General features: G+C 67.5%; 22 protein-coding genes. 12 read left to right on the top strand and 10 right to left on the bottom strand.

Annotated elements, in window-relative coordinates; translation table 11 throughout:
- Positions 1-278 precede the first annotated feature (278 nt).
- Together ACTMMA_RS17730 and ACTMMA_RS17725 are read right to left on the bottom strand one after the other, a co-directional pair.
- Positions 279-560 (bottom strand): helix-turn-helix domain-containing protein, encoded by a 282-nt coding sequence (locus ACTMMA_RS17730; protein ID WP_441191417.1) that lies wholly within the window; start codon positions 558-560, stop codon positions 279-281.
- Positions 561-578: 18 nt separating this feature from the next.
- A complete protein-coding gene (locus ACTMMA_RS17725; RefSeq protein WP_441191416.1) occupies positions 579-944 on the bottom strand; it encodes a hypothetical protein in 366 nt (121 codons plus the stop codon).
- Positions 945-1338: 394 nt separating this feature from the next.
- Here ACTMMA_RS17725 and ACTMMA_RS17720 point away from each other — a divergent pair, with 394 nt between their 5' ends.
- The 10 genes from ACTMMA_RS17720 to ACTMMA_RS17675 all read left to right on the top strand — a co-directional run bounded on the left by ACTMMA_RS17720 (position 1339) and on the right by ACTMMA_RS17675 (position 13885).
- Positions 1339-2103: a TnsA-like heteromeric transposase endonuclease subunit gene (locus ACTMMA_RS17720; protein WP_441191415.1), complete on the top strand. Its 765-nt coding sequence runs from the start codon at positions 1339-1341 to the stop codon at positions 2101-2103.
- A gap of 25 nt (positions 2104-2128) precedes the next feature.
- Positions 2129-4306 carry a hypothetical protein gene (locus ACTMMA_RS17715; protein WP_441191414.1) on the top strand — a complete coding sequence of 726 codons (2178 nt, stop codon included), beginning with the start codon at positions 2129-2131 and terminating at the stop codon, positions 4304-4306.
- Positions 4306-5385, top strand: a complete 1080-nt coding sequence (locus tag ACTMMA_RS17710) for a TniB family NTP-binding protein (RefSeq protein ID WP_441191413.1) — start codon at positions 4306-4308, stop codon at positions 5383-5385. Before ACTMMA_RS17715 ends, ACTMMA_RS17710 begins: the two co-directional genes overlap by 1 nt.
- Positions 5375-6868: a TniQ family protein gene (locus tag ACTMMA_RS17705; RefSeq protein WP_441191412.1), complete on the top strand. Its 1494-nt coding sequence runs from the start codon at positions 5375-5377 to the stop codon at positions 6866-6868. Before ACTMMA_RS17710 ends, ACTMMA_RS17705 begins: the two co-directional genes overlap by 11 nt.
- Positions 6865-7104 carry a hypothetical protein gene (locus ACTMMA_RS17700; protein WP_441191411.1) on the top strand — a complete coding sequence of 80 codons (240 nt, stop codon included), beginning with the start codon at positions 6865-6867 and terminating at the stop codon, positions 7102-7104. Before ACTMMA_RS17705 ends, ACTMMA_RS17700 begins: the two co-directional genes overlap by 4 nt.
- Positions 7101-8753, top strand: a complete 1653-nt coding sequence (locus ACTMMA_RS17695; RefSeq protein WP_441191410.1) for a TniQ family protein — start codon at positions 7101-7103, stop codon at positions 8751-8753. The genes ACTMMA_RS17700 and ACTMMA_RS17695 overlap by 4 nt, the downstream gene beginning before the upstream one ends.
- 167 nt (positions 8754-8920) lie before the next feature.
- A complete protein-coding gene (locus tag ACTMMA_RS17690) occupies positions 8921-9895 on the top strand; it encodes an AAA family ATPase (RefSeq protein WP_441191409.1) in 975 nt (324 codons plus the stop codon).
- 4 nt (positions 9896-9899) lie between these two features.
- Positions 9900-12239 carry a S8 family serine peptidase gene (locus ACTMMA_RS17685; RefSeq protein WP_441191408.1) on the top strand — a complete coding sequence of 780 codons (2340 nt, stop codon included), beginning with the start codon at positions 9900-9902 and terminating at the stop codon, positions 12237-12239.
- A 253-nt stretch (positions 12240-12492) separates the two neighbouring features.
- The gene (locus ACTMMA_RS17680; RefSeq protein WP_441191407.1) at positions 12493-13467 is read left to right on the top strand and encodes a hypothetical protein; all 975 of its coding nucleotides are present in this window, start codon (positions 12493-12495) and stop codon (positions 13465-13467) included.
- Complete coding sequence (locus ACTMMA_RS17675; protein ID WP_441191406.1) at positions 13460-13885, top strand: hypothetical protein; 426 nt, start codon at positions 13460-13462, stop codon at positions 13883-13885. The genes ACTMMA_RS17680 and ACTMMA_RS17675 overlap by 8 nt, the downstream gene beginning before the upstream one ends.
- Before the next feature lie 484 nt (positions 13886-14369).
- Here ACTMMA_RS17675 and ACTMMA_RS17670 read toward each other — a convergent pair whose 3' ends face one another.
- The 8 genes from ACTMMA_RS17670 to ACTMMA_RS17635 form a co-directional block, all read right to left on the bottom strand.
- Positions 14370-14831, bottom strand: a complete 462-nt coding sequence (locus ACTMMA_RS17670; protein WP_441191405.1) for a DMT family transporter — start codon at positions 14829-14831, stop codon at positions 14370-14372.
- 31 nt (positions 14832-14862) lie between these two features.
- On the bottom strand, positions 14863-15183 hold the full coding sequence (locus ACTMMA_RS17665) for a DMT family transporter (RefSeq protein WP_441191404.1): 321 nt from the start codon (positions 15181-15183) through the stop codon (positions 14863-14865).
- Positions 15180-15701 carry a nucleoside deaminase gene (locus tag ACTMMA_RS17660; RefSeq protein WP_441191403.1) on the bottom strand — a complete coding sequence of 174 codons (522 nt, stop codon included), beginning with the start codon at positions 15699-15701 and terminating at the stop codon, positions 15180-15182. Before ACTMMA_RS17660 ends, ACTMMA_RS17665 begins: the two co-directional genes overlap by 4 nt.
- Positions 15698-16321 (bottom strand): DsbA family oxidoreductase, encoded by a 624-nt coding sequence (locus ACTMMA_RS17655; RefSeq protein ID WP_441191402.1) that lies wholly within the window; start codon positions 16319-16321, stop codon positions 15698-15700. The genes ACTMMA_RS17660 and ACTMMA_RS17655 overlap by 4 nt, the downstream gene beginning before the upstream one ends.
- A gap of 69 nt (positions 16322-16390) precedes the next feature.
- On the bottom strand, positions 16391-16831 hold the full coding sequence (locus ACTMMA_RS17650) for a MarR family winged helix-turn-helix transcriptional regulator (protein WP_441191401.1): 441 nt from the start codon (positions 16829-16831) through the stop codon (positions 16391-16393).
- A gap of 135 nt (positions 16832-16966) precedes the next feature.
- Positions 16967-18079 carry a phospho-N-acetylmuramoyl-pentapeptide-transferase gene (gene mraY, locus ACTMMA_RS17645; protein WP_441191400.1) on the bottom strand — a complete coding sequence of 371 codons (1113 nt, stop codon included), beginning with the start codon at positions 18077-18079 and terminating at the stop codon, positions 16967-16969.
- Positions 18080-18334: 255 nt separating this feature from the next.
- The gene (locus tag ACTMMA_RS17640; RefSeq protein ID WP_441191399.1) at positions 18335-18865 is read right to left on the bottom strand and encodes a DinB family protein; all 531 of its coding nucleotides are present in this window, start codon (positions 18863-18865) and stop codon (positions 18335-18337) included.
- Complete coding sequence (locus tag ACTMMA_RS17635; RefSeq protein ID WP_441191398.1) at positions 18862-19386, bottom strand: hypothetical protein; 525 nt, start codon at positions 19384-19386, stop codon at positions 18862-18864. The genes ACTMMA_RS17640 and ACTMMA_RS17635 overlap by 4 nt, the downstream gene beginning before the upstream one ends.
- On the opposite strand from ACTMMA_RS17635, the gene ACTMMA_RS17630 reads away from it, so the two are divergent.
- Positions 19385-19591: a hypothetical protein gene (locus ACTMMA_RS17630; RefSeq protein ID WP_441191397.1), complete on the top strand. Its 207-nt coding sequence runs from the start codon at positions 19385-19387 to the stop codon at positions 19589-19591. The genes ACTMMA_RS17635 and ACTMMA_RS17630 overlap by 2 nt on opposite strands.
- Before the next feature lie 31 nt (positions 19592-19622).
- A complete protein-coding gene (locus tag ACTMMA_RS17625) occupies positions 19623-20567 on the top strand; it encodes a hypothetical protein (protein ID WP_441191396.1) in 945 nt (314 codons plus the stop codon).
- The last annotated feature ends 195 nt before the right edge of the window (positions 20568-20762 follow it).

Raw genomic sequence — 20762 nt, 5'->3', positions numbered from 1 at the left:
ACGACCGCGAACCCGGCCCGCGGCCGGCTCTCGCAGTGGAGGGATCAGGCCATGTCGTCCGCGGCAGGGGCCATCGGAACGGAAGCTGGCAGAACCATCCTCCAGGTCCTGATCGACCTCCCTAAGATCTTCCCGTTCGCGTAGATCCCTCCCTCTGTATCGCGAACCTTCGCCCAGGCGACGACCTCAAGCGCCACGGTCGGTCAAACCATGGGCAACCGTCAACACCCATGCCCGCCGTACCAAATGGATTGGGCGCCCCGTAGAGCCCCGCCGTCTCACGAGTGGGCTGCGCTATCCGACGGGGCAACGGAAGGGGCCCCGCGCCCGCGCAGTGGGTCTCCGGCCTGAGCCAACGCGCGCCGCACCGCACTTTGAGACCTGTCAGTCAGCGCCGCGAGCTCTCGCAGGGACCGTCCGGCCCGGTACTGCTCCGCGCAGAATGACAGCAGTGCCTCCCGCTGGGCCGGGGTCTGTCGGACCGTGGCGGTGCCGCGGAACTCCGGAAGCGGGTCCGGGTAGGACGGGCGTCCTGGGTAGGGTATGCGCGCCTCCTGCACGGCTAGGCGGTAGAGCTGCTACGTCTCACTGTGGCGCGAGGGATAGCGCATCAACGCCCATCGGCGGTGCGCCAACGCTGAGGACAGCACCTGCCGCTGCTGGTAGCCGATAGGTTCGGCGCCCTCCAGCGTAGAGCTGATCACCGCCACCTCCCACGTGAGCCGGGCCTGGACGCGGTCGAACGCCTGCCGACAGTTGCGGGAGCAGAAGCGGGAAGGACGCCCAGCCTCCTGCCCGGAACCCAGGACGCAGGGCCGGTCGCACACCGGGTTGAGGCAGCGATAGGTACGGGCGGGCTCCAGGCACGACTCCAAGGCCCCGAGCAGCCTTTCAAGGCCAGGATCTTCCGCCCCGCCCAGCTGTGTCTGCAGGGTCTTCTTCACCGACCCCACCTCACGGACCCGCCGGCCAGGGGTTGCCGGTGTCGGTCTCTGGTCCATGGTTCTCCTCTACGGGCGCCGCGCTCGAGCACCACACTAGGACATGAGCCAGACATACGACTACCTGTTCTGACCTGCGGATTCGCCCTCACCACTCGTATGTTACGCCGTTTATGTCGGAACATCAGGGGTTCAGCGATGCATAAGTATGCAGGGACGTCCAAGATCCGACTAGCCGTATGTCTTGTGCGGCCCCTGAGTTGAGCGTAAGGTGCGAAGCGGACCAGAGTCCGGAAGCCGCGTCCTCGAACGCAAGAATGAGGGCGCACCGGTTGCACCCGGTACGCCCTCGACGACGGTCCTGATGCACGCCTGCTCAACAAGCGAAAGACCGTCGATGTCCGATTCTAGAGCCACGCCCTGCTCTGGGCCAGCCTTCGAGCTGGTCGGGTTACCGCAGCTCACCGTCCGGGTCGCGGACCAGACCCTCTCGTGGGACTGGGAGCAGGGATCGCCTGAGCCGCGCTCACTGGCCTCGGTCCGGCGACCCTCCTCCTCGGAGAAGCACCGGCACGTGCCGGTGCACGCGCACTGCTGCACCACCGGGAGTGTGGTCCTCGTCGAGTCCGGCCTCGAGCATGAGCTGCTGCTGGACCTTGACCGGGACCGCGCCGTGGTGTGGCTGGTCGCCCAGCCGTTTCGGCTGCACTACCGGCTTCCAGGATCGTCCCGTCGCAGGCCCCACACCCCGGACCTGCTCAGCCTCGATACCGACGGCCAGGTCACCGTGTGGGACGCGCGACCCACACCCAGACAGGACTCCAAGTTCCAGGCGGCCGCCGCCGCCACCCGACGGGCCTGCGACCAGTTGTCCTGGGACTACCAGATCCACCATGGCCACGGGCCGGTCCGGGCAGGCAATCTTCGCTGGCTCAGCGCCTACCGTCACCCCGGCCCCTGGGTCGGTGCCGCCACCCCCGAGCTGCGTGCCCTCGCTACGGCGATGGGCGCGCGGATCGGTGACGTCCTGGATGCAGACCACGGCGCAGGACACCTGACCTCCGCTCTGTGGCACCTGTGCTGGACCGGTTCGATCGGACTCGATCTCGACCAACCACTGACCCGTACCACCCCGATCGTCTGGGCAGAGCTTCATGAGTGACTGGCCAGGCACCGTTGACATCCACTTGGGAACCCGCGTCCTGACCGAGCGGGGGCCGGCACTGGTGATCGCTGTGGGCAGGCACGAGGTAGACCTGCGCGACGCGACTGGCTCCACGATCACCATCCCCTTCTCCCAGCTCGCCGTTCGCAGCATGACCGCACGAGGGGTGCAGGCGGAGCACGTTTCCTTGTTGCCGTGGTGGCACACCATCAGCGAGGCCGCGCGTGAAAAGGCTCTCTTCAAGCTCGAGTGCGTCCTCGAGGCCCGCACCGGATACCGACATGGTCTGTCCGAGCTGGCCCAGCCCGGTGAGCCCTTCTATCCCTTCGGGGACACCTACGGAGTCGCCCTGACAGCCCGCTACGAAGCCATGGCCAAAGTCGTCACGTTCGAGCGGCACGCCGACCGGCAGATCATGCGCCGCGTATACGAAGGCGAACTTCGATCCGGGGCGATCAAGGCACGCGCCATGCACTACTGGGACCAAGAGTGGGTCAGGGAGGGCCTGAGAGGATTAGTCGACAAACGTTCGACCCGGGCCAAAGAGGGCTTCGAGTCGCTCCCCCCACGCTTCCGTCAGATCGCAGAAGAGGAGTTTGCACGGTTTGACGGGACCACCAGCGCGGTCAATCTGCAAGAGATCGAGCGCCGTATCAGGGTGCGGCTCAAGCAGGAGAACATCACCGCGGACAACCTGCCGCAACGGCTGACCGCCCAGTTCCTCTCCCACCACTACCGGGCCCTGGGCCGCACCACCCGCGCCCACAAGTCCCGGTCACTGCGCACCGTCAGCGCCCGCACCAGCTACCCGGCCCACCACCCGGGACACTGCGCCACCGACCTGACCCGCGGGGACAACCTGGTCTACGACCCGCTGCACGAACGGCCGCTGTCGGTCGAGATCGGCACCATCTTGTCGGTCTCCACGCGCGTGGTCACCGCACTGCGGATCTTCCCCCGCTCCGCCAACGGCGTCGACATCAGCCTGCTGCTCTACGACGCCATGCGCAGCCACGCCATGCACGTCAGCGACGACGGCAACATCGACGACTGGCGCTGGACCGGAATCCCCGCCTCCCTGGACCTGAGCGGCAACCCCACCCACACCGGGCGACGACCCGTCGCCAAACCCGACCAGCACCTGCGCGGAGACCACCAGATCCCCGGGCTGACCCCGAGCAGCCTGCGCAGCGACCACGGATCCATCTTCGTCGGCACCCAGTTCCGCACCCTGCTCGAGCAGTTCGGCATCACCCTGATGCTCTCCCGAGGCAAAAAGCCCACCGACAACCCCCACGTCGAACGCCTCCACGAGACCTACCAACGCTTCTACCAACAACAACCAGGGTTCAAAGGACGGGCCGTGCACGAGCGCGGCACCTACGTCGGGGTCATCGCCGACGAACCCCTGTGCACCGCCGAGGAGCTCGGCACCCGGCTGCGCCAGTTCATCGCCCTGGACTACCACCGCCAACCCCACAGCGGCCTCGTGCTGCCCGGCGCCCCCGGCATGCGCCTCACCCCCCTGGAGATGTTCGACGCCATGAGCGAGGCCACCGGCAGGCTCCTGGTCCCTCAGCACCCCGACCTGATCTACCAGTTCCTGCCCATCCGGTGGCTGAGGGTCCGGCACGCCGGCGTCGAGTACCGCGACCTGACCTACGACGACGAGGTCCTTGAAGAGTTCCGCGACGTCCGCCCCGGCAGGTTCCGGGACAAGGACAACGCCGTGCCCTTCCACTACGACCCCCGCGACGTGACCCGGTTGTGGTTCCGACACCCCGACACCGACCGCATCCACGAGATCGGGTGGCGGGGCCGGCACCTGATCCACGCACCCCTGGTCGATGTCGTGCGCGACCGGGCCCTGGCCCGCATCAAAGAACGCGGCGGCAACCGGGCACTGAACCGCACCACCGTCATGCGGCAGATCATCGACGAGATCGGCGAGCTCACCACCACCCCCTCCAGCGAGGAATGGCGCACCAAGATGTCCGCGGCCCGGATCCGCTGGGAACAGGCCCAGACCGACCACGCCGAAGTCGCGACCGCCCACGAGCTCCTGCAGACACGCGCGTCCCTCGGCCAGCCCCGCAACCTGCCCGAGGCCAACCCCGCCCCCGGGCAGGCCACGATCGACGGGGTCGTCCTGGACTTCGAGGCCCCCTGGCCGGACTACCTGTCCGACGAGGCCGGGTGATGGATGCCCTGATGTGGCACGCCCAGGCCCTCACGCCCCCGCCCGACTTGCCCGAGCCCATGCCCACCGCGCGGTTCGACGCGCTGGCCCCGGCCGAGCAGCAGGCCTACCGGACGCAGCTGAGAACGATCCTGCCCACCGCCGTGGTGCCCTCGGTCCTGACCCAGCGGGCCCGGGTACGGCTGGACCTCCTGCTGGCACGCAACGACCACCGCCCGCCCGGCGCGAAGTCCGTGATCGGGCTGAGCGCCCCGTTCGCCGTCGGCAAGTCCACCTTCATCAAGGCCTGGGCGCACGGACGCTACCGCGCCCAGGTCGCACTGCCCGACCCGGTCAGCCTGCCGGTGTGGAACCCCCGCCCGGACCAGTCCGCCTCCTGGATCCCGCAGGTCTACATCACCCTGCGGGCCGCGGCAAAGATCAAAGACATCAACGCCGCGATCCTGGCCTACCTGGGCTACCCCTCCGAAGGACTGATCCGAGTCACCACCAGCCGGGTCGTGACCGTCCTGGCCACCCACGGCGTGCGGTTGCTGATCGTCGACGACGTCCACATGCTCAACACCGGCAGCGTCGAAGGCCGCAACGTCCTGGACTACCTGAAGTTCCTCAACACCGAGCTCGGCGAGCTCGGCGGCACCCTGGTCCTGGTCGGGGCCAACCTCGAGGGCGGGCCGCTGTACACCGACCCCCAGATCGCCGGCCGGCTGGACAAGATCGCCCTGGCCCCGTTCGAGATCACCACCCCCGCCGGGCGCCGGGACTGGCAGCAGCTGCTCGTCGACCTAGAGCAGCTGCTGCTGCCCTACTTCGACACGATCCCGCCCGGCACCTTCTCCCACGCCTACGCCGGCCCGGTCTGGCGACGTACCCAGGGCTACGTCGGCGACACCCTTACCCTGCTCGTCGAATCCCTGCTCGGCGCGTTCGACGACGCCGAGGACGACCTCACCCGGCACCGGCTCGACGCCGTGGCCCTGTCCGCCCGCGCCGCGGCGGCAGAAGCCGACATGGTCACGGCGGCGGCTCAGTCCAACCGCCGCGCCGCCCGGAAAGCCAAGAACGCCGATGCGTCCTGACCAGCCCTGGCCCGTGCGGCCCCATCCCGAACCCGGTGAGGCCCTCTCCAGCTACGCCGTCCGCCTGGCCGAGGCCAACGGGATCCACCCGCGCCACCTGCTGCCACCGGGGTTCGCCGACGCCCAAGCCCCGCCCGGGCTCATCGACCGGGTCAGCACCGCCGCCGCCCTGCCCGCCGGGCAGGTCCGTGCCATGACCCTGGCCGACCTGCGCCCCAGCATCCGCGGCACCGGCGTCCTGCTGCGGCACGGGTGGCGCCTGCACGACTCGGTCACCTGGTCCTGCCCGGTCTGCACCGAACGCACCGGGTACCGGGCCCTGGCCTGGCGCCTGGCCCTCACCCCCGCCTGCGCCCGCTGCCAGGTGCTCCTGCACTATCCCGGCGCAGGGCCCGGCATCCACCCTGCGCCGCCCGAGCTGCTCGAGCTGATCGCCCGCCTGCAGCACCTGCTCCAGAAGGCCAGCAGCGGGTCCATCGGCGCCCGCGACACCCTCTCGCACTACCGGCGCACCTGCGCCGGCCTCGCTGGCACCATCACCCCCACCTGGCCACCCCGGGCCGCCACCACCGACCTGGCCCTCGACCTCGATGCGGCCAGGGCGTGGGGGAACCACCCCAGCCCCGACCCCGGCACGGTCGCCACCCTTCTGCTCACCGCCAGGCCCGCCCTGGGGCCCCGGCACACCAAGACATGGTTCCGCCAGCTGCTCCACGACGGCCCACGCGCCCCGGGCGTGCCACCCCCGCCCGCACCACGGCGCCCGGCACGACGGCCCCAGCCACCAGGCTCCCACCCCGAAGACCTGCCCGGTCTGGAATCCCTCATCACCGACCTGGCCACCCTGGCCGCCACCACCGGCCTGGCACCCCGGCACGTCCCCGCGTTCCTGCCCGTGCCTGGCGATGAGACCATCCCCCACCCCGACCGGTGGCGGCCGGCCCACCTGGCCGCGGTCGGGCTGTCCATGCTCCTGGACCTGGCCACCGGCGGCCCCGGGTCGGCGGCCACCGCCTGCCTGCACCTGGGCACGGCAGACACAGAGAGCGACGACGACCTGGACGGGCTGCGCGCCCACGCCGGCATCCGCGGCCCGCACGCGGCACTGCTGCGTGCCGGGGCCGCCGCCCTCATCGACGACGGGATCATCGACTACCAGGCCCGCCGCGCCACCCTGTCCGTGGCGCGCCGCCGACCCCGCCTCGCCCTGCCCGAGAACCGGCTCCCCGCTATCAACGGCGTCCCGGGCGACCTGCTCGCCTGGGGCTGGATGTGGGTGCACACCACCCGCGGGCCCATGTGGACCAGCCCCTACCCCCTGGTCCGCACCGGCACCGTCCACCTCTTCGACCAGGCCATCGACCCCGAGACCCGCCTGGCCCTGCACGAGCACGCTCAGCAGCTGCTCACCGGCCCCGACCTGACCCTGGCCAGCCCCCACCTGGCCCCGGCCCGCCCCGCCACGGCTGCGAGGACCTCATGAACAACACACCAGCCCCCCCAACCTCGCAGCCGGGCACGACCTGGCAGGTGTGGGACTGCTGCCACCTGATCGCGACCTTCACCACCCGCCACGGCGCCGAACAGGTACGCATCGACCTGTACGACCAGGCCCTGCACGACTGGCCCGACCTGAGCGGACTGCTCACCGCCTGCCTGTCCATCACCCGCAGCAGCCCGCACCCTGACAGCGGCCCCGACCATGACACCGGGCCATGACCGGGCCGCTTCCCGTCCGGGTCGCGCCCCGGCCAGGACAAGCCCTCGACTCCTACCTGGAGCACCTGGCCGACGCCAACCAGCTCACCACCACCGCCCTGGCCGCCTACCTGCGCCGGGTCAGCGGCGCCCCCACCCGCTACCTCACCCTCGCCCCCGACCCCGCCCTGCTGGCCACCATCGCCGCCCTGGCCGACATCGACCCCGCCCAGCTCGCCACCACCGTGCTCTCCGAGCTGCCCACCGTCCCGGCCCTGACTACGGCTGGCCGCTACGGTCACCGGCAGGTCGCCGCCCAAGGCTGGATCCAGCTCGGCCACACCCAGGCCTGCCCCGGGTGCCTGGCCGCCACCGGCGCCTGGTCCACGACCTGGCGGCTGCTGACCGTCACCACCTGCACCCTGCACGCCCGCCACCTGATCATCACCTGCCCCGGATGCCACCGGCCGCTGCGCGACACCCGCCACCAGCACCTGCGCCCGGTCGGTGCCACCACCCTGTGCGGCAACCCCACCGGCACCGGCTACGGCCCCGGGCCCCGCTGCCAGCTCGACCTGGCCACCGTGACCGCCACGCAGGCCACCACCAGCCACCTGGACCGGCAACGCCGCGTCGACACCGCGCTGGCCGGGCAGCCCATCACCGTCCTGGGACGGCCCAGCAGCGCCGAGGACTACCTGGCCGACCTGCACCACCTGGCCGTGCTGCTGCTGCACCTGGCCAGCCAGGACGGCACCGAGCACCTCGCCCCCTGGGTGCCCAGCATCCGCGCCGAAGCCACCGCCCGCACCCACACCCGAGGCCCCCGGTGGGGCCTGAGCCCACCCGCCGACCCACCCCTGCGCGCCCAAGTCCTCACCCTGGCCGACCAGATCCTGACCGCCCCCGACCGGCACAGCGGCGCGGACACCCTGTCCGCGTGGGTCCTGCACGCCCCCACCATGACCGACAGCCGGCTCGGATGGCTCTCCGACCGCACCGTCATGACTCCCACCCTCACTCGGCTCGTCATGGCCGCCCGCGCCCCGCACCGACGCCTGTCCCACCACCTCGACACCCCCCAATCCGACGGAGCGCGTAGGTCGATCAACCTGCTCGCCATCCCCCAGGTCATCCCGCACGAGCAATACCTCGAGCAACTCGCCGGCGCCTCCGACTCCAGCGAAGCCACCGTGCGCCTCTTCGGCTCCCTGTCGCTGGCGCGGCTGCACCCGGACATCAAGTCCTGGGCATCGGCCGCCGCAGCCTTGGGCATGCCCGGCCCGATGGGGGTGCGCTGCGCCCGGGCCTGTTCGGCGACCATGCTCGTCACCGCGGACGAATGGGAGGCTCGGATCTGGCGAGCCATCGAAGAGACACCCCGTGAGAACTACCGCGCTCTCGAGGTCAAGATCCGGCATCGTCTCGGGATGAGCCGCTGGTTCGCCGAATGGGCCCGCCGCTACCGCCCCGGTACCCGGCACGGTACCTACAACCTTGGCCTGACCTGGCAGTGGGTCCACGTCGCCCACGCCCACCTCGACCTCTCACCAGGCTGGCGAGGAAGAACGCCCACCGCCAAGGACCGAGCCCGCTACCGCCAGTTCGAAGCCTCCCTCGACGACAGGCAGCGGCGCGGGCTCACCCACGCCCTCCTCCAGCGAGCGTGACGACGAGTGCATCCGCCGGCGCCGGCCCCCAGCCGGCACTGCCGTGCCGTTGACCCTCAACCAGCGATGATGTCAGGCAGCGGCTCGCACAAAGTCTCCGAGGACGGTGAACACGCCACCGCGGCGGACGTCCCTGGCCAGTCTGACCCCGGCTCTAGGATGAGTTCGTGGCCGGCCGACACTTGAAGGAGATCTTTCGCGCGTTCCATGCGCGCGATGAGTTGGCCTTCCGTCGAGCCGCCATGGAGATCATCGAGGAGGAGCAGGCCAAGCACCACAACGCGCTTGCCCGCGATCTCCAAAAGCTTCTCGTTGCGGGCGGTGGTTCCATCGACCCTGGCTCGACGATCGTCGTGCCCGCACCACCCAAGGACCGCGAAGGCGAGTGGGACTTAGGCGAGGTTCGGGAGCCCGACCGTCTCTTGGACGATCTCGTACTGAACGAGACCACAATGTCGGCGCTGGAAAATCTCGTCGAAGAGGTGCGCCAGTGGCCAGCCTTGGACGCCGCCGGTGTGCCGAGACGCCAGCGTCTTCTTCTCCAGGGCCCGCCCGGGTGCGGCAAGACGACGGCGGCGGAGGCGGTCGCGGCTGAGTTGGGGCGACCGCTTCTAATAGTCAGGCTGGATGCGGTGGTCTCCTCGTACTTGGGCGAGACTGCGAGCAACCTCCGTCGAGTCTTCGAATACGCCGACCAGGCGCCGTTCGTGGTCCTGTTCGATGAGTTCGATGCGTTGGGCCGTTCACGCGACGATGCATCCGAGCACGGTGAGATGAAGCGGGTCGTCACGGCATTTCTCCAAATGACGGATCGCTACCGGGGGCCCAGTTTGCTGCTGGCCGCAACGAATCACCCAGCACTGCTGGACGAGGCGCTGTGGCGACGCTTCGACGAGGTACTCACCCTGGGGCTGCCGACTGTGCACCAACTGCGGCAGGTCCTCCGGCTGCGCCTGAGGGGCGTCGCGCACTCTGGACTTGAGATTCCCCGGTATGCCAGCGCGCTTAAGGGGCGACCTCACGCCGCCGCAGAGAAGCTAGTTACCGACGCCCGGCGGAATGCGCTCCTGCGAGACTCAGCCGTCGTGACGGGCGAGGATGTGGATCGCGCGCTGCCAGGCATAACCGCTCGGCCATGGTGACGCGATGCCCGAACACCTCCTACTGCCGAACCCTCGTCCGCTGCAGTCGCGACGATCAAGCCCCGCGGGTGGCGGCTCGCCGAACCGGCCACGTGGCCAGCACGGTACGCACCTGCGCCAGCAGCTGCAAACCGCCCGTGCCCCGCGCCAGCTGAATGCTGGCGTCGACCCTGATCTCGTATTCAAGATCAAGGCCGGTTCCCGACCTGAGGATTCTTCGTTCGAGGGGCGCGGACTGCAGGTTCTCGGCGAGTCGACCGACTACACATACTTTGTGCTCGCCAGTGACCAGGGCGCCTCGTTGGAACAGGCGATCGAGCGATATGTCCGAACCGGAGAACTGCGGACCTTCTTCAACCAGATCGACGACATCGAGCCATACGGACCCTCCGACCGCACCGGACCTGGCGTTGCCGACCTCGACGGCAGCACCAGCGGCCAGCACACGGTCGACGTCCTCATCTGGCCGAGCGGCACGTACGGCGAAGCTCAACGGCGAACCAGCATCGTCGAGCAGATCGTGGGCCAAAATGGCGGCCGGGTGCTACTTCGATCAGTCTCGGCCAGGCGTAGCTATTTGAGGGTAAGCGTCTCTTCCGCCGGGCTCGACGACCTTCTGAACACCTCGGTGGTCGAGTTGGCGCGGACGCCACCGGTCCCGTTCTTGGACTTCCGAGACTGGAGGGATCTCGACATTTCGACGATCTCTCGGTCGGAGGTAGCGAGCGAGGTAGTTGGAGTGCTTGACGACTCGCCCGAGTCAGCACATCCGCTGCTCCGCGGACTGGTTGTGTCGGACGAGTCACTAGGGCCGCCTACCTACCCATGGCAGCAGCGCGGAACCCACGGCACGGAAGTCGTCGGACGCGTCCTCTTCCCAGCACTCCATGAAGAGCTTCGGGATGCCCTGCCGATTTCGGCAATCGGGAGTGTCCGGGTCGTTCGGATCCTTGAGCCCGACCCCGCGCGCCCAGACGGCGCACCACGGTTCGCGACCTACGCTCCTCCGCACGTTCTGGTCGAGGAAGCCATCCGTCACCTCCACGGCACTCATGGGGTGAGGATCTTCAACCTGTCCATCGGCTACGCAGAGCCGTTCAACGACCTCCACCTCGGGCCACTCACGGAGACGATCGACGACCTGGTTCGTGAGCTAGGCCTCGTCGTCGTTCTGCCGACCGGGAACGCTCCTGCCGACCTCTCGGCCCGAACTCCAAGCGGGCACCACATCATCGCTGACAAGCCGGACTTCTTCTTCGCCCACGAGCATCGACTGTCGGAACCCGGTCCGGCTGCTCTGGCCGTGACCGTCGGAGCACTCGCTCTGAGCGGCGCACCCGCCGAACTTCCTGGCCGTGTCGGTTGGCAGGCGGCTGCCGACGCCGACGAGGCTGCACCCTTTAGCAGAACTGGGCCTGGCCTAGGGACCAATTCGAGACGCGCCAACAAGCCCGACGTTACGCACTATGGCGGCAACCTCGTGGTATCCGACACCGGAAACGTCGTGCATAACGATCTAGGTGCCTCGCTCATCAGCACATCTACACGAGGTTCCGGTGGCCAGATTTTCGCGACGGTGAACGGGACCAGCTATGCCGCCCCAGCGGTGGCCAGAGTGGCGGCCGACATCGCGTACGCCTATCCCGACGCCTCAGGAAACCTCGTCAGGGCTCTCTTGGCTGCGGGTTCAGCGCCGACCCCTCCCGCGGCCGCCCTGGCCGAACTGCACCGCCGAAACCGCGTCTACGGCTTGGGCCTCCCCGACGTCGACAGGGCGACGACAAGCGATGCCAGACGAGTGACCATGACGTACGACGGCGAAATGCCAGTCGACACCGTCCAGATTCACCCCCTGCCGATCCCCGAAGCCTTCCGTCAAGGGAGCCGACGTGATCGCGTTGTCAGCATCGCCCTCGCGTTCGACCCGCCTGTTCGGCGCCAGCGACGGGAGTACCTCGCCGGGACCATGAAGTTCAACGTGTATCGGGACATCGATCCTGACGAACTTGCCGAGATTCTGAAGCGACAAGACCCCGACGATCCGGCTGATCTGATCAACGACCGGCGGAAGCTCAACCTGCAGCCGGGCGTCAACACTTTCACGCACAGCACATTGCAACTTCGCAGTTGGGTCGGGCGGAACTCATTCGTGAACGATGACGAGACCTTCCTCATCGCCGTCACCCACAAGGCGCAGACATGGGCCCGGAATGACCCGACCTATGAGCATCAGGGCTATGCCCTCGCGGCAACGCTGGAAGACCGTGAACTGGCGACCGCTGATCTGCACCAGACCTTGCGGCAACAGCTACGTTTGCCGAGCCGCGTGCGCCTCCGCGCGTAATCCGGTGCTCGCCAGGAAGGCCGGTCTCGCGCTGGGTCGCGAGACCCAGCCGTGCCATCGTCGCGGCGTCTGGACAACATGCTGATCACCCATGCCCACGACGACCGCGACCCACAGCAGAGCCACGGGATCATGCATCGGCCCCAGAACAAACGAGGACCTAGTCGACACGGATAGCTCAGGAGCCGGCGCTTCCTCCTCGAGAGTGCCACAATCGCGTATGCCATCCCTGCCTCCCGGAGCCTTCCGTGCTGTGCCCGCTGCTCTGTTCGGCGTCGGCACTGCGGCCGGCGCGGTGGGCTCAGGTCTGGGAGCCATGGGTGCGCGGGACCTCGTTGCTGCACATGAGCGGCAGGCCGCGGCGAAGCAACAGTATGAGGCCCGGGCTGCCGTGTCTGAGGATCTGCGCGAGGTCGCCAACCAGCGCCTGATCGACTTTTCGGCTCTGCAGCGAGAAGCGTTCACTGGCGTCGTGCAGCGCATGGTTGTTTGGCTTCGCTCCCACGCCAAGCAAGTGCGGGAGAGCGACAGGCTCCTCGTCGACGGACTCGAGGTTTCACTTTCCCTGATGCCCCCCACTGTCGGCCGCGAAGAGGCCGTCGCCGGCTGGCTGACGGGAGCCTCGAACACGGCACTCGCTGGCTTGGGCACTGCCGGTGCCGTCACCACGGCAGTGGAGAAGTACGGCGTGGCTGGGACTGGGGCAAAGGTCTCCGATCTTGCGGGCGCCGCGAAACAGAAGGCTGCAGCGGCCTTTCGTGGTGGCGGACCGCTCAAGAACGGCGGCGGTGGGATCGCCTTGGGCAACCTGGCAACCAAGACTGCTGTCGGTGGGATCACCTTGCTTGCAGCCGGCTCTACCTGCAAGGTCCAAGGCATCAAGGCACTGACCCGTGCCGAGGAGTTCGCGACCCACATCCAGGTTGCGTGCGCTGAAATGGACCTTCAGGACGCGAAACTGCGCGCGGTTGTCCAGCGCGCCGACGAGCTCACGGACGTGCTGACGCGACTCGAACGACAGGCCACAGTCGCCATGGACAGGCTAGAAGCCCTCACGTTCGACCCGACCGAGCATATGGCTGCCCTCAGCGAGACGATCGAGTTGGTGAGGGGCGTGCAGGGCGTCGCACAAGCTCGGCTGATCAACGAGCGGGGGGACCTGTCCGAGCAATCTGAGATCCTCAGGGTCCGGTACCGAGAGATGAACGAGGACAACAGCGATGGCTGACGAGAAGCCGATCCAGGGGAAGGTGATGGACATGAAGACTGTCGTCGCCGCTCCTGAGGCGTTCGATGCGCTCACGCGCCTGGTGGACACGGCGGGAAAGTACGTCGCGATCCACGCGGAGGAGTCGCGCAAGCGTGAGGCGCTCCGCACCTATCGTGATACCGAGATCGCCACCATTAGAGCCGCGGAGGTGACACTGCAGCGCTACTTCGACGAGGCGTTCCTTGAGCGTCGTGAGGTCTTCCAGAGCCTCTTTCGGGCGATGGATCATGCCCTGGAGACCGGAGACACTCAAGGGCTGAACACCGTCGTGAGCGGGATCGTCGATGTAGCGAAGGACTCGCCGCTAGCCGCTGCAGGGGATCTGGCAAAGTTGCGGGCCGCCTTCGATGACCCCAATCAAGTCTGGTCGTTCTAGGGAGTCGTCCGAGGTGAACTGAAGTTTTCAGTCGGTCCACCTGGATGGTCATTCGTGCAATCTCCGGCGCACGTCGTCGTGCAGTCTTGAATGCATCTCGACAAGTGGTCGTCTGTCGAGATGTCGTGTCGAGATGCAGCGAAGATTGCACAACCGGCACTTGTATGCAGCAATGGTCTGAAGTGATCACAGGCATAACCCCACGTTGAGACGCACAGGCCGCCTCCACTCTCGTCAGGAGATCTCGCCGGGCAGACCGCGCGCGGTCCGATCCGAGGGACGCAGACGACCGGATCCGCCGATGAGCGAGCACTCGTCAGGGATATGTCGGTAATCGGCGTGCACCGAGGCTCGGTAGATCGCTGTCACGCCGAGAGTCGTGCTTCACAGGCGTCGGCAGCAGTCGTCAGCGAGGGTGCCTCTGCCGGACGACGGGTTGGCGTCACCCGGCAGAGGTGTGGCCCTGCGTGATGTGTTCAGCTGGTCATCGTTCGTCGTTGGTGGCAAAGCCGGTGTGCTCCCGGAGGTGGCTTCGGGCGGCTCCGGACTCCCGGGTCTCCGGCGCGAGCTGGGGGCTGTCGGCGAGCTTGAGCCAGACGACTCCGGCGATGATGACGGCGAGCCAGAAGCCCTTTGTCAGGGTGAGGGTCTCGTCGAAGAAGACGGGCCCGAGGACGGCGGCGCCGATGGCGCCGATGCCTGCCCATACGGCGTAGCCGATGCCGACGTCGATCTTCTTCAGGGCGACGCTGAGGAAGAAGAGCGTGAAGAGGAAGAAGACGACGGCCACGGCTGACCAGAGGGGATCTGTGAAGCCGGCGCTGCCGTTGACGCTGAGGGCGTAGCCGACCTCGAAGGCGCCGGCGATGAGGAGGGCGATCCAGGGTCCGGTCGTGCTCGTGGACTCGCTTGTTGGGTTGGCGGGCGGGGTGTGAACGGTGGTCATGGTGAGTCCTTCGCTGGAGTGCGGGTGTGGTTCAGGCGGTGCCGGCGAGGTTGAGGCCGACGACGCCGCCGATGACGATGGCGATTCCGAGGAGCTTCTTCCAGGTGAGTTTCTGGGCGAGAAAGAGTGCGCCGATGATGACGATCCCGACGCCGGCCAGGGAGGTCCACAGGGCATAGCCGACTCCGACATCGAAGGTGAGCAGTGCAAGGCTGAGGAAGAAGGTGGCGATGGCGCCGCTGATGAGGGTGGCGATCGTCCAGGGGAGGTTCTTGAATCCTTCTGCCTTGCCGGCGGCGATGCCGACGGCTACCTCGAAGATGACGGCGATTCCTAGGTAGATCCAGTTCATGACGGTATTCCTTTCTGTGGGGTTCGCCGACGCACGGGCAGGCGAGTGGGTGTGTTCAGCTGCAGGAAGCGGGTGAAGGGGTCGGCGCCGGTATCCACCGGGAGGGGCCGGAAGAGCGCGGCCCGGGTGCCGTCGGTGATCCCGAACGCCGCGTAGCTGGGGCGGTAGTCGAAGCCGAGCCTTGCGACGTCGTCGCGGTCCACCGCGACGAAGATGGCCTCGACGTGGTGATCGATGGCGAAGCGGTAGCACAGCCCGCAAGGCTCCCCGGTAGCCACGAGCACCGTCCCGGCCAGGCTGGGCCGGGCGGCCAGGGCCTCGCGTATCGCGACCACCTCCGCGTGGGCTGTCGGATCGCCACTGTGATGGACCTGGTTGACGCCCGCTCCGGTGATCGGGGTGCCCGCATTGTCGACAAGCACGCCGACGAAGGGGAGCCCGCCGGCCTCGACGTGCGCCACGCAGTCCGCGACCGCCTGCTCCATCAGCGGAAGCAGAGTGCCGGTGGAGGGGGTCACGCCGGCTCCGTACCGGTGGTGGAAGGGGCGCCGGTCAGCTCGTCGACGACCTTCTTCAGACGCGCGGCCGACGGGACGCCACGCAGCAGTTGGCCGTTGACGAGCATGCTGGGCACCGAGGTGATCCCCACGGTGTTGACCGCGTAGTCCTGGTCGGCGCGCTGCTGGTCACGGCGCTCCGGGCTGCTCAGGGCTGCGACGACCTGGTCGCGGTCGAGACCGACCGAGGTCGCCACCTCGACGATGACCTCGTCCTGGCCGATGTCGCGGTCGTCCTGGAAGAACGCTCCGAACATTGCCTCGGTGTACGCCTCGGCCCGGCCGTACTCCTGTGCGAGCTGGAGCACCATGAAGGCCTTTTCGGTGCGCGGCTGCGGGGAGACCGTCGGCAAGGTGACTGGTACTCCAACCCGATCCGACATGGGATACACCGCATCGCGCCACACGCGTGTGAGGTAGTCGTCCTCCGGGCGAAGGGTGGGAACCGGATCTGGACGCAGCTCGAAGGGGTGGATTCTCACCTCGACGTCCCGGTCTCTCTTCAGCTCCTCGATCGCTGGCTCGACGAGGAAGCAGAACGGGCAGACGTAGTCGACGAAGAGATCGATCTCGGTTGCCATGCAGAACTCCAAACTGTGTGTACATGCATCTATACCTGGAAGAGAATAGCCCGCGGCGCGGCGCGGGCATCAAGGCTTGATCAGGGTTGCGACCTCCCCCAGGGTTGTCGACAGGACGCCCGCGCTCAGGTGCGGGAAGTGCTTTGAAGCGTTGGTCAGCAACTCGCGCACTCGATCCTCGTAAGGGCCGCGCGCAGCCTTGAGAACGTCTTCCCCCGGTGCGTCGATCACCGCGTAGACGCCACGCCCATCGTCCTGACACAGATCGCGACGAGCGAAACCCTTCGCCTCAAGCCGGCTCACGAGCCGCGTCGTCGAGGTGGACGTCAGCCCAACCCGCTGCGCTAGTGCCGCGATCCGGAGCTCCTTGTCGGGAGTGGCACTGAGATGCGTCAGCGCGCGGTACTCGGTCAGTCCGACGCGATAGGTCTGGGTCAGCCACCGATCAAGGCTCGCATCGACCGCGGCGGCAAAGGCCGCCACCGACGCCCAGGCGTCCGCCTGTGTCATGGCTTGGTGTGTGCGCATGCACTTAGATTACCAGACTCAGGTCCAACTCGAACGATCCATACGCAAGGCCCACTCCGCCGCCTGCGCCAGCCACACGAAGCCGGTCTCAACACCGACTCTGCCGCATGGAGTTAGCTAGAGGTTGACGACCCATTCGCCGTAGAAGATGGCCGTGCCCGCGGCGACACAGATCCCGGCGATGATCCAGAACCTGGCGACGATGGTGACCTCGGCCCAGCCGAGCAGTTCGAAGTGGTGGTGTAGCGGTGCCATCCGGAAGACTCTCTTGCCGGTGAGCTTGAAGCTGATGACCTGGATGATGACTGACGAGGTCACGATGACGAACAGGCCGCCCAGGATCACGAGCAGGAGCTGGGTGTGGGTCAGGATCGCCAGCCCGGCCAGGGCAGCGCCCAGGGACAGTGATCCGGTGTCGCCCATGATGATCTGGGCTGGTGAGGCGTTCCACCACAGGAACCCGAAGCAGGCGCCGGCGATCGCTGCGGCGACGACGGCCAGGTCGAGCGCGTCGGCCACGTTGTAGCAGTTTGGGCCTGGCATGAGCTCGCAGTTCTGGTTGTACTGCCACATGCCGATGACCGTGTAGGCGCCGAACACCATGACCGAGGCCCCGGTGGCCAGCCCGTCCAGGCCGTCGGTGATGTTGACGCCGTTGGAGGCCCCGGCGATCAGCACGTTGGCCCACGCGATGAACAGGATCACGCCTACCACGGGGCCGGCGAAGGCCAGGTCGAGGCGGGTGTCGCGGACGAAGGAGATCGCGGTCGAGGCGCGCGCGCGTCCTTGCTCGTCGGTGGCCAGCAGGGCCGCCAGGGCGAAGACCACGGTGACCACCGTCTGACCGATGAGCTTCTGCCATGAGGTCAGACCAAGACTGCGTTCCTTGCGGATCTTTGTGTAGTCGTCCAGGAAGCCGACCAGTCCCAGCCCGGTGAGCAGGAACAGGACCAGCAGTGCGCTGAGCGAGATGCGGCTGTGGGTCACCTGCACCACGCCCGTTGCGTCAAGGACGAACAGGCTGGCGTGGGTGGCGAAGTAGCCAACGATCGCGGCTGCGATGATCACCGCGCCGCCCATCGTGGGCTTGCCGCGCTTGACGTGGTGGTGGGTCAGGTCGTCGCGGATGAACTGTCCGTAGCGGCGCCGTACCAAGAAGGTGATGAACAACGGGGTGCACAGCAGCGCGATGGCCATGGAAAGGCCACCGGCGAGCATGACGTTGACCATCTGGTCTCCTTGCGGCAACTCAGCCACTGTCGGGGGGGTGCGGCTGCCCGGCAAGGCAGGTCACGCACTGAGATGCGTTCCGGGCGCCGGGGCTTGGGCCCCGCCTGGACGCCGGTCCACGTTAGGGCAGGACACCGTGCCGATCGCGGACCCGCGCGCGAGTGTCGCTCCTGCGAAATGGTGATTCACGGGTCAGGCGGGGCTCTCTGCTTGCCGTGGCCCAGCGTGCTGGAGCGGGCTCGTGGACCCAGTGGCCTAGATGCCGACGGTGCCGTCGACCGCTTCTCTGATCAGGTCGGCATGGCCCAGGTGACGGCCGTACTCCTGCACGAGGTGCAGCAGGACCCACCGCAGCGAGCAGGGCTCTCCGTATGGCATCTCCTGGGACAGTGCCTCAAGGCTCGGCGCCTCACCCACGAAGCGTTCGGTGAGCCGCTGCGCCTGCGTGAGCCGGTCGAACAGCACCTGCGGCGTCTCCCCGGCAGTGGTCCGAAGACTCCAGCCGTCCTGCCCCTCCTGCCGTTGAGTGCGCCAGGCTGGTGAGTCGTCGCCCCGGGCGAACGTCATGTGCACCCACGAGAACTCCACCACCGCCAGGTGCTTGAGCAGGCCCCCGAGCGACAGCACGCTTGGCGCGTGCTCGAGAGCGAGCTGCTCTGCGGTCAGGCCCGAGCATTTCCACCGAAGCGTGTCCCGCTGGAATGCCAGCATCCCCAGCAGCATCGTCTTCTCATCAGCCACCAAAGGCGTCTGCGCGCGGTCCGCAGGATCAAAGATCGTCGTCACCGCTCAACCGTAGGTGCGACGAGGGCCAGCCGCTGTTCCGGGCCCCATTGATAGGTGTCGTCGCACCCATACCCCCTCAGCCAGACTTCGTCGTCGACGACGCGCAGATAGAAACCCTTAGGGTATGCCTCGTCGCTGCTTAGCGGTTTCGACGCCACGTGAATGGCACCAGTTGGCGCCCGACCCGCAGACAAGACGGAGTCTGGTGCGTTTGGCTGGTCCATCATTGCCAGCCGGAGGAACGGGCCGCTGATCACTGGGCAGAGCTGGAAACCGTGCGTCCGTGCCGCCTCGAACACCTGCGACTGAGTGCCGCCGACCGACAGCCCGAGCTGCTGCACAGTTCGCTCGACCAACTGCAAATCCCGACTCTCCGGATTATCAAACACTGGGTGCTCAAGCAGTGTCTCGGCGTGGGCGTTGAGGCGTACGCCGAACTCGCGAAGGGATTGCAGGAGGGCGCGCCGGGGCTGTCCACCAACCCGTACTGTCCGACCCTCGAGCCCCAAGCTGTGTGTCATGGGCACCATCCTCGCTGAGCCCGACACGATCGACGTCTCGGACGATGACGCGGCGGCCAAGCCGACATGGAAACGACCGGATTTGCCGCAGGTCGCGCTACTTTGTAGCGCCCCGACAGCAGGGGTGGATCGTGACAGGTTGGGAGGCGTGGACGTGCAGTCTTCGCTGCATCTCGACACCCTTGTCGAGATGCAGCGAAGCTAGTGTGTCGGTCGCGGCTGGCAGGATGCGGCGTATGTGGACAACCGCAGAGGACCTTCTGTCTGACCCCGATGCGGCCGCGGTGCTGCTCCGTTTGGACGAGCTCAGCCAGCCGTTGGGCCCCGACCAGTGGGTGAGCCGGTTCGCCGTTGGCGAGGGCTTAGGGCTTGCCGAAGAGGATGTGCTGGATCTTCTGACCACTCTCGTGGAGTTGGGGCTTGCTAGGAACAGCGAACGGATGAGCAGCGGTTGGCGCATCAGCAGCACCGGCCGCCGGGCGGCTGAGCGGTGGCGCACCTCCCGGACCTCCGGCAGGGACCGGGTCGATCGCACGACGCGGGAGATCCTCCGGAGGGCGGTCGAGGAGGAACGCGGTTACTTCCTGCGTGATGAGTGGGAGGTGTGGGACCTGCACGCACCCGGAACTCCACCGGTGAGCATGTCCGAGCGCGAAGCGGCCATGGATGCGCTCGAGGCACAGGACCTGATCTCCTCCATCCATTCTTCGGGTTCGAACCACAGCCGGTGCGAGGTCACCAGCAGGGGCAAGACGATGCTTGGCCGCCCCGATCTCTCGCTCGCCGATGCCTACCTGGGTCATGCCCGGTCGGTGACGTATGACCAACGTGTCGGGATCCAGGCAGACACCTTCACCAATCAAGGTGCCGTCCAGACCGGTGACCACACCGTGCAGCACGTCACCATCACCAACGACCAACGCCAGGCAGCGATACAGCAGCTTCAGGTGATTCGCGAGATGCTGCAGGATCCTGACCTGCCCCGCGAGGTCGTGCCCGCTGTCCTTGAGGCAGTCGAAGGCATCGAGGACGAACTCACGACCGCGAACCCGGCCCGCGGCCGGCTCTCGCAGTGGAGGGATCAGGCCATGTCGTCCGCGGCAGGGGCCATCGGAACGGAAGCTGGCAGAACCATCCTCCAGGTCCTGATCGACCTCCCTAAGATCTTCCCGTTCGCGTAGATCCCTCCCTCTGTATCGCGAACCTTCGCCCAGGCGACGACCTCAAGCGTCACGGTCGGTCAAACCATGGGCAACCGTCAACACCCATGCCCGCCGTACCAAATGGATTGGGCGCCCCGTAGAGCCCCGCCGTCTCACGAGTGGGCTGCGCTATCCGACGGGGCAACGGAAGGGGCCCCGCGCCCGCGCAGTGGG

It is taken from the genome of Ornithinimicrobium panacihumi (assembly GCF_052073805.1).
Classification (GTDB): domain Bacteria; phylum Actinomycetota; class Actinomycetes; order Actinomycetales; family Dermatophilaceae; genus Ornithinicoccus; species Ornithinicoccus panacihumi.
Note: the sequence above shows the minus strand (reverse complement) of the source record. Positions and strands in the feature narration are given on the sequence as shown.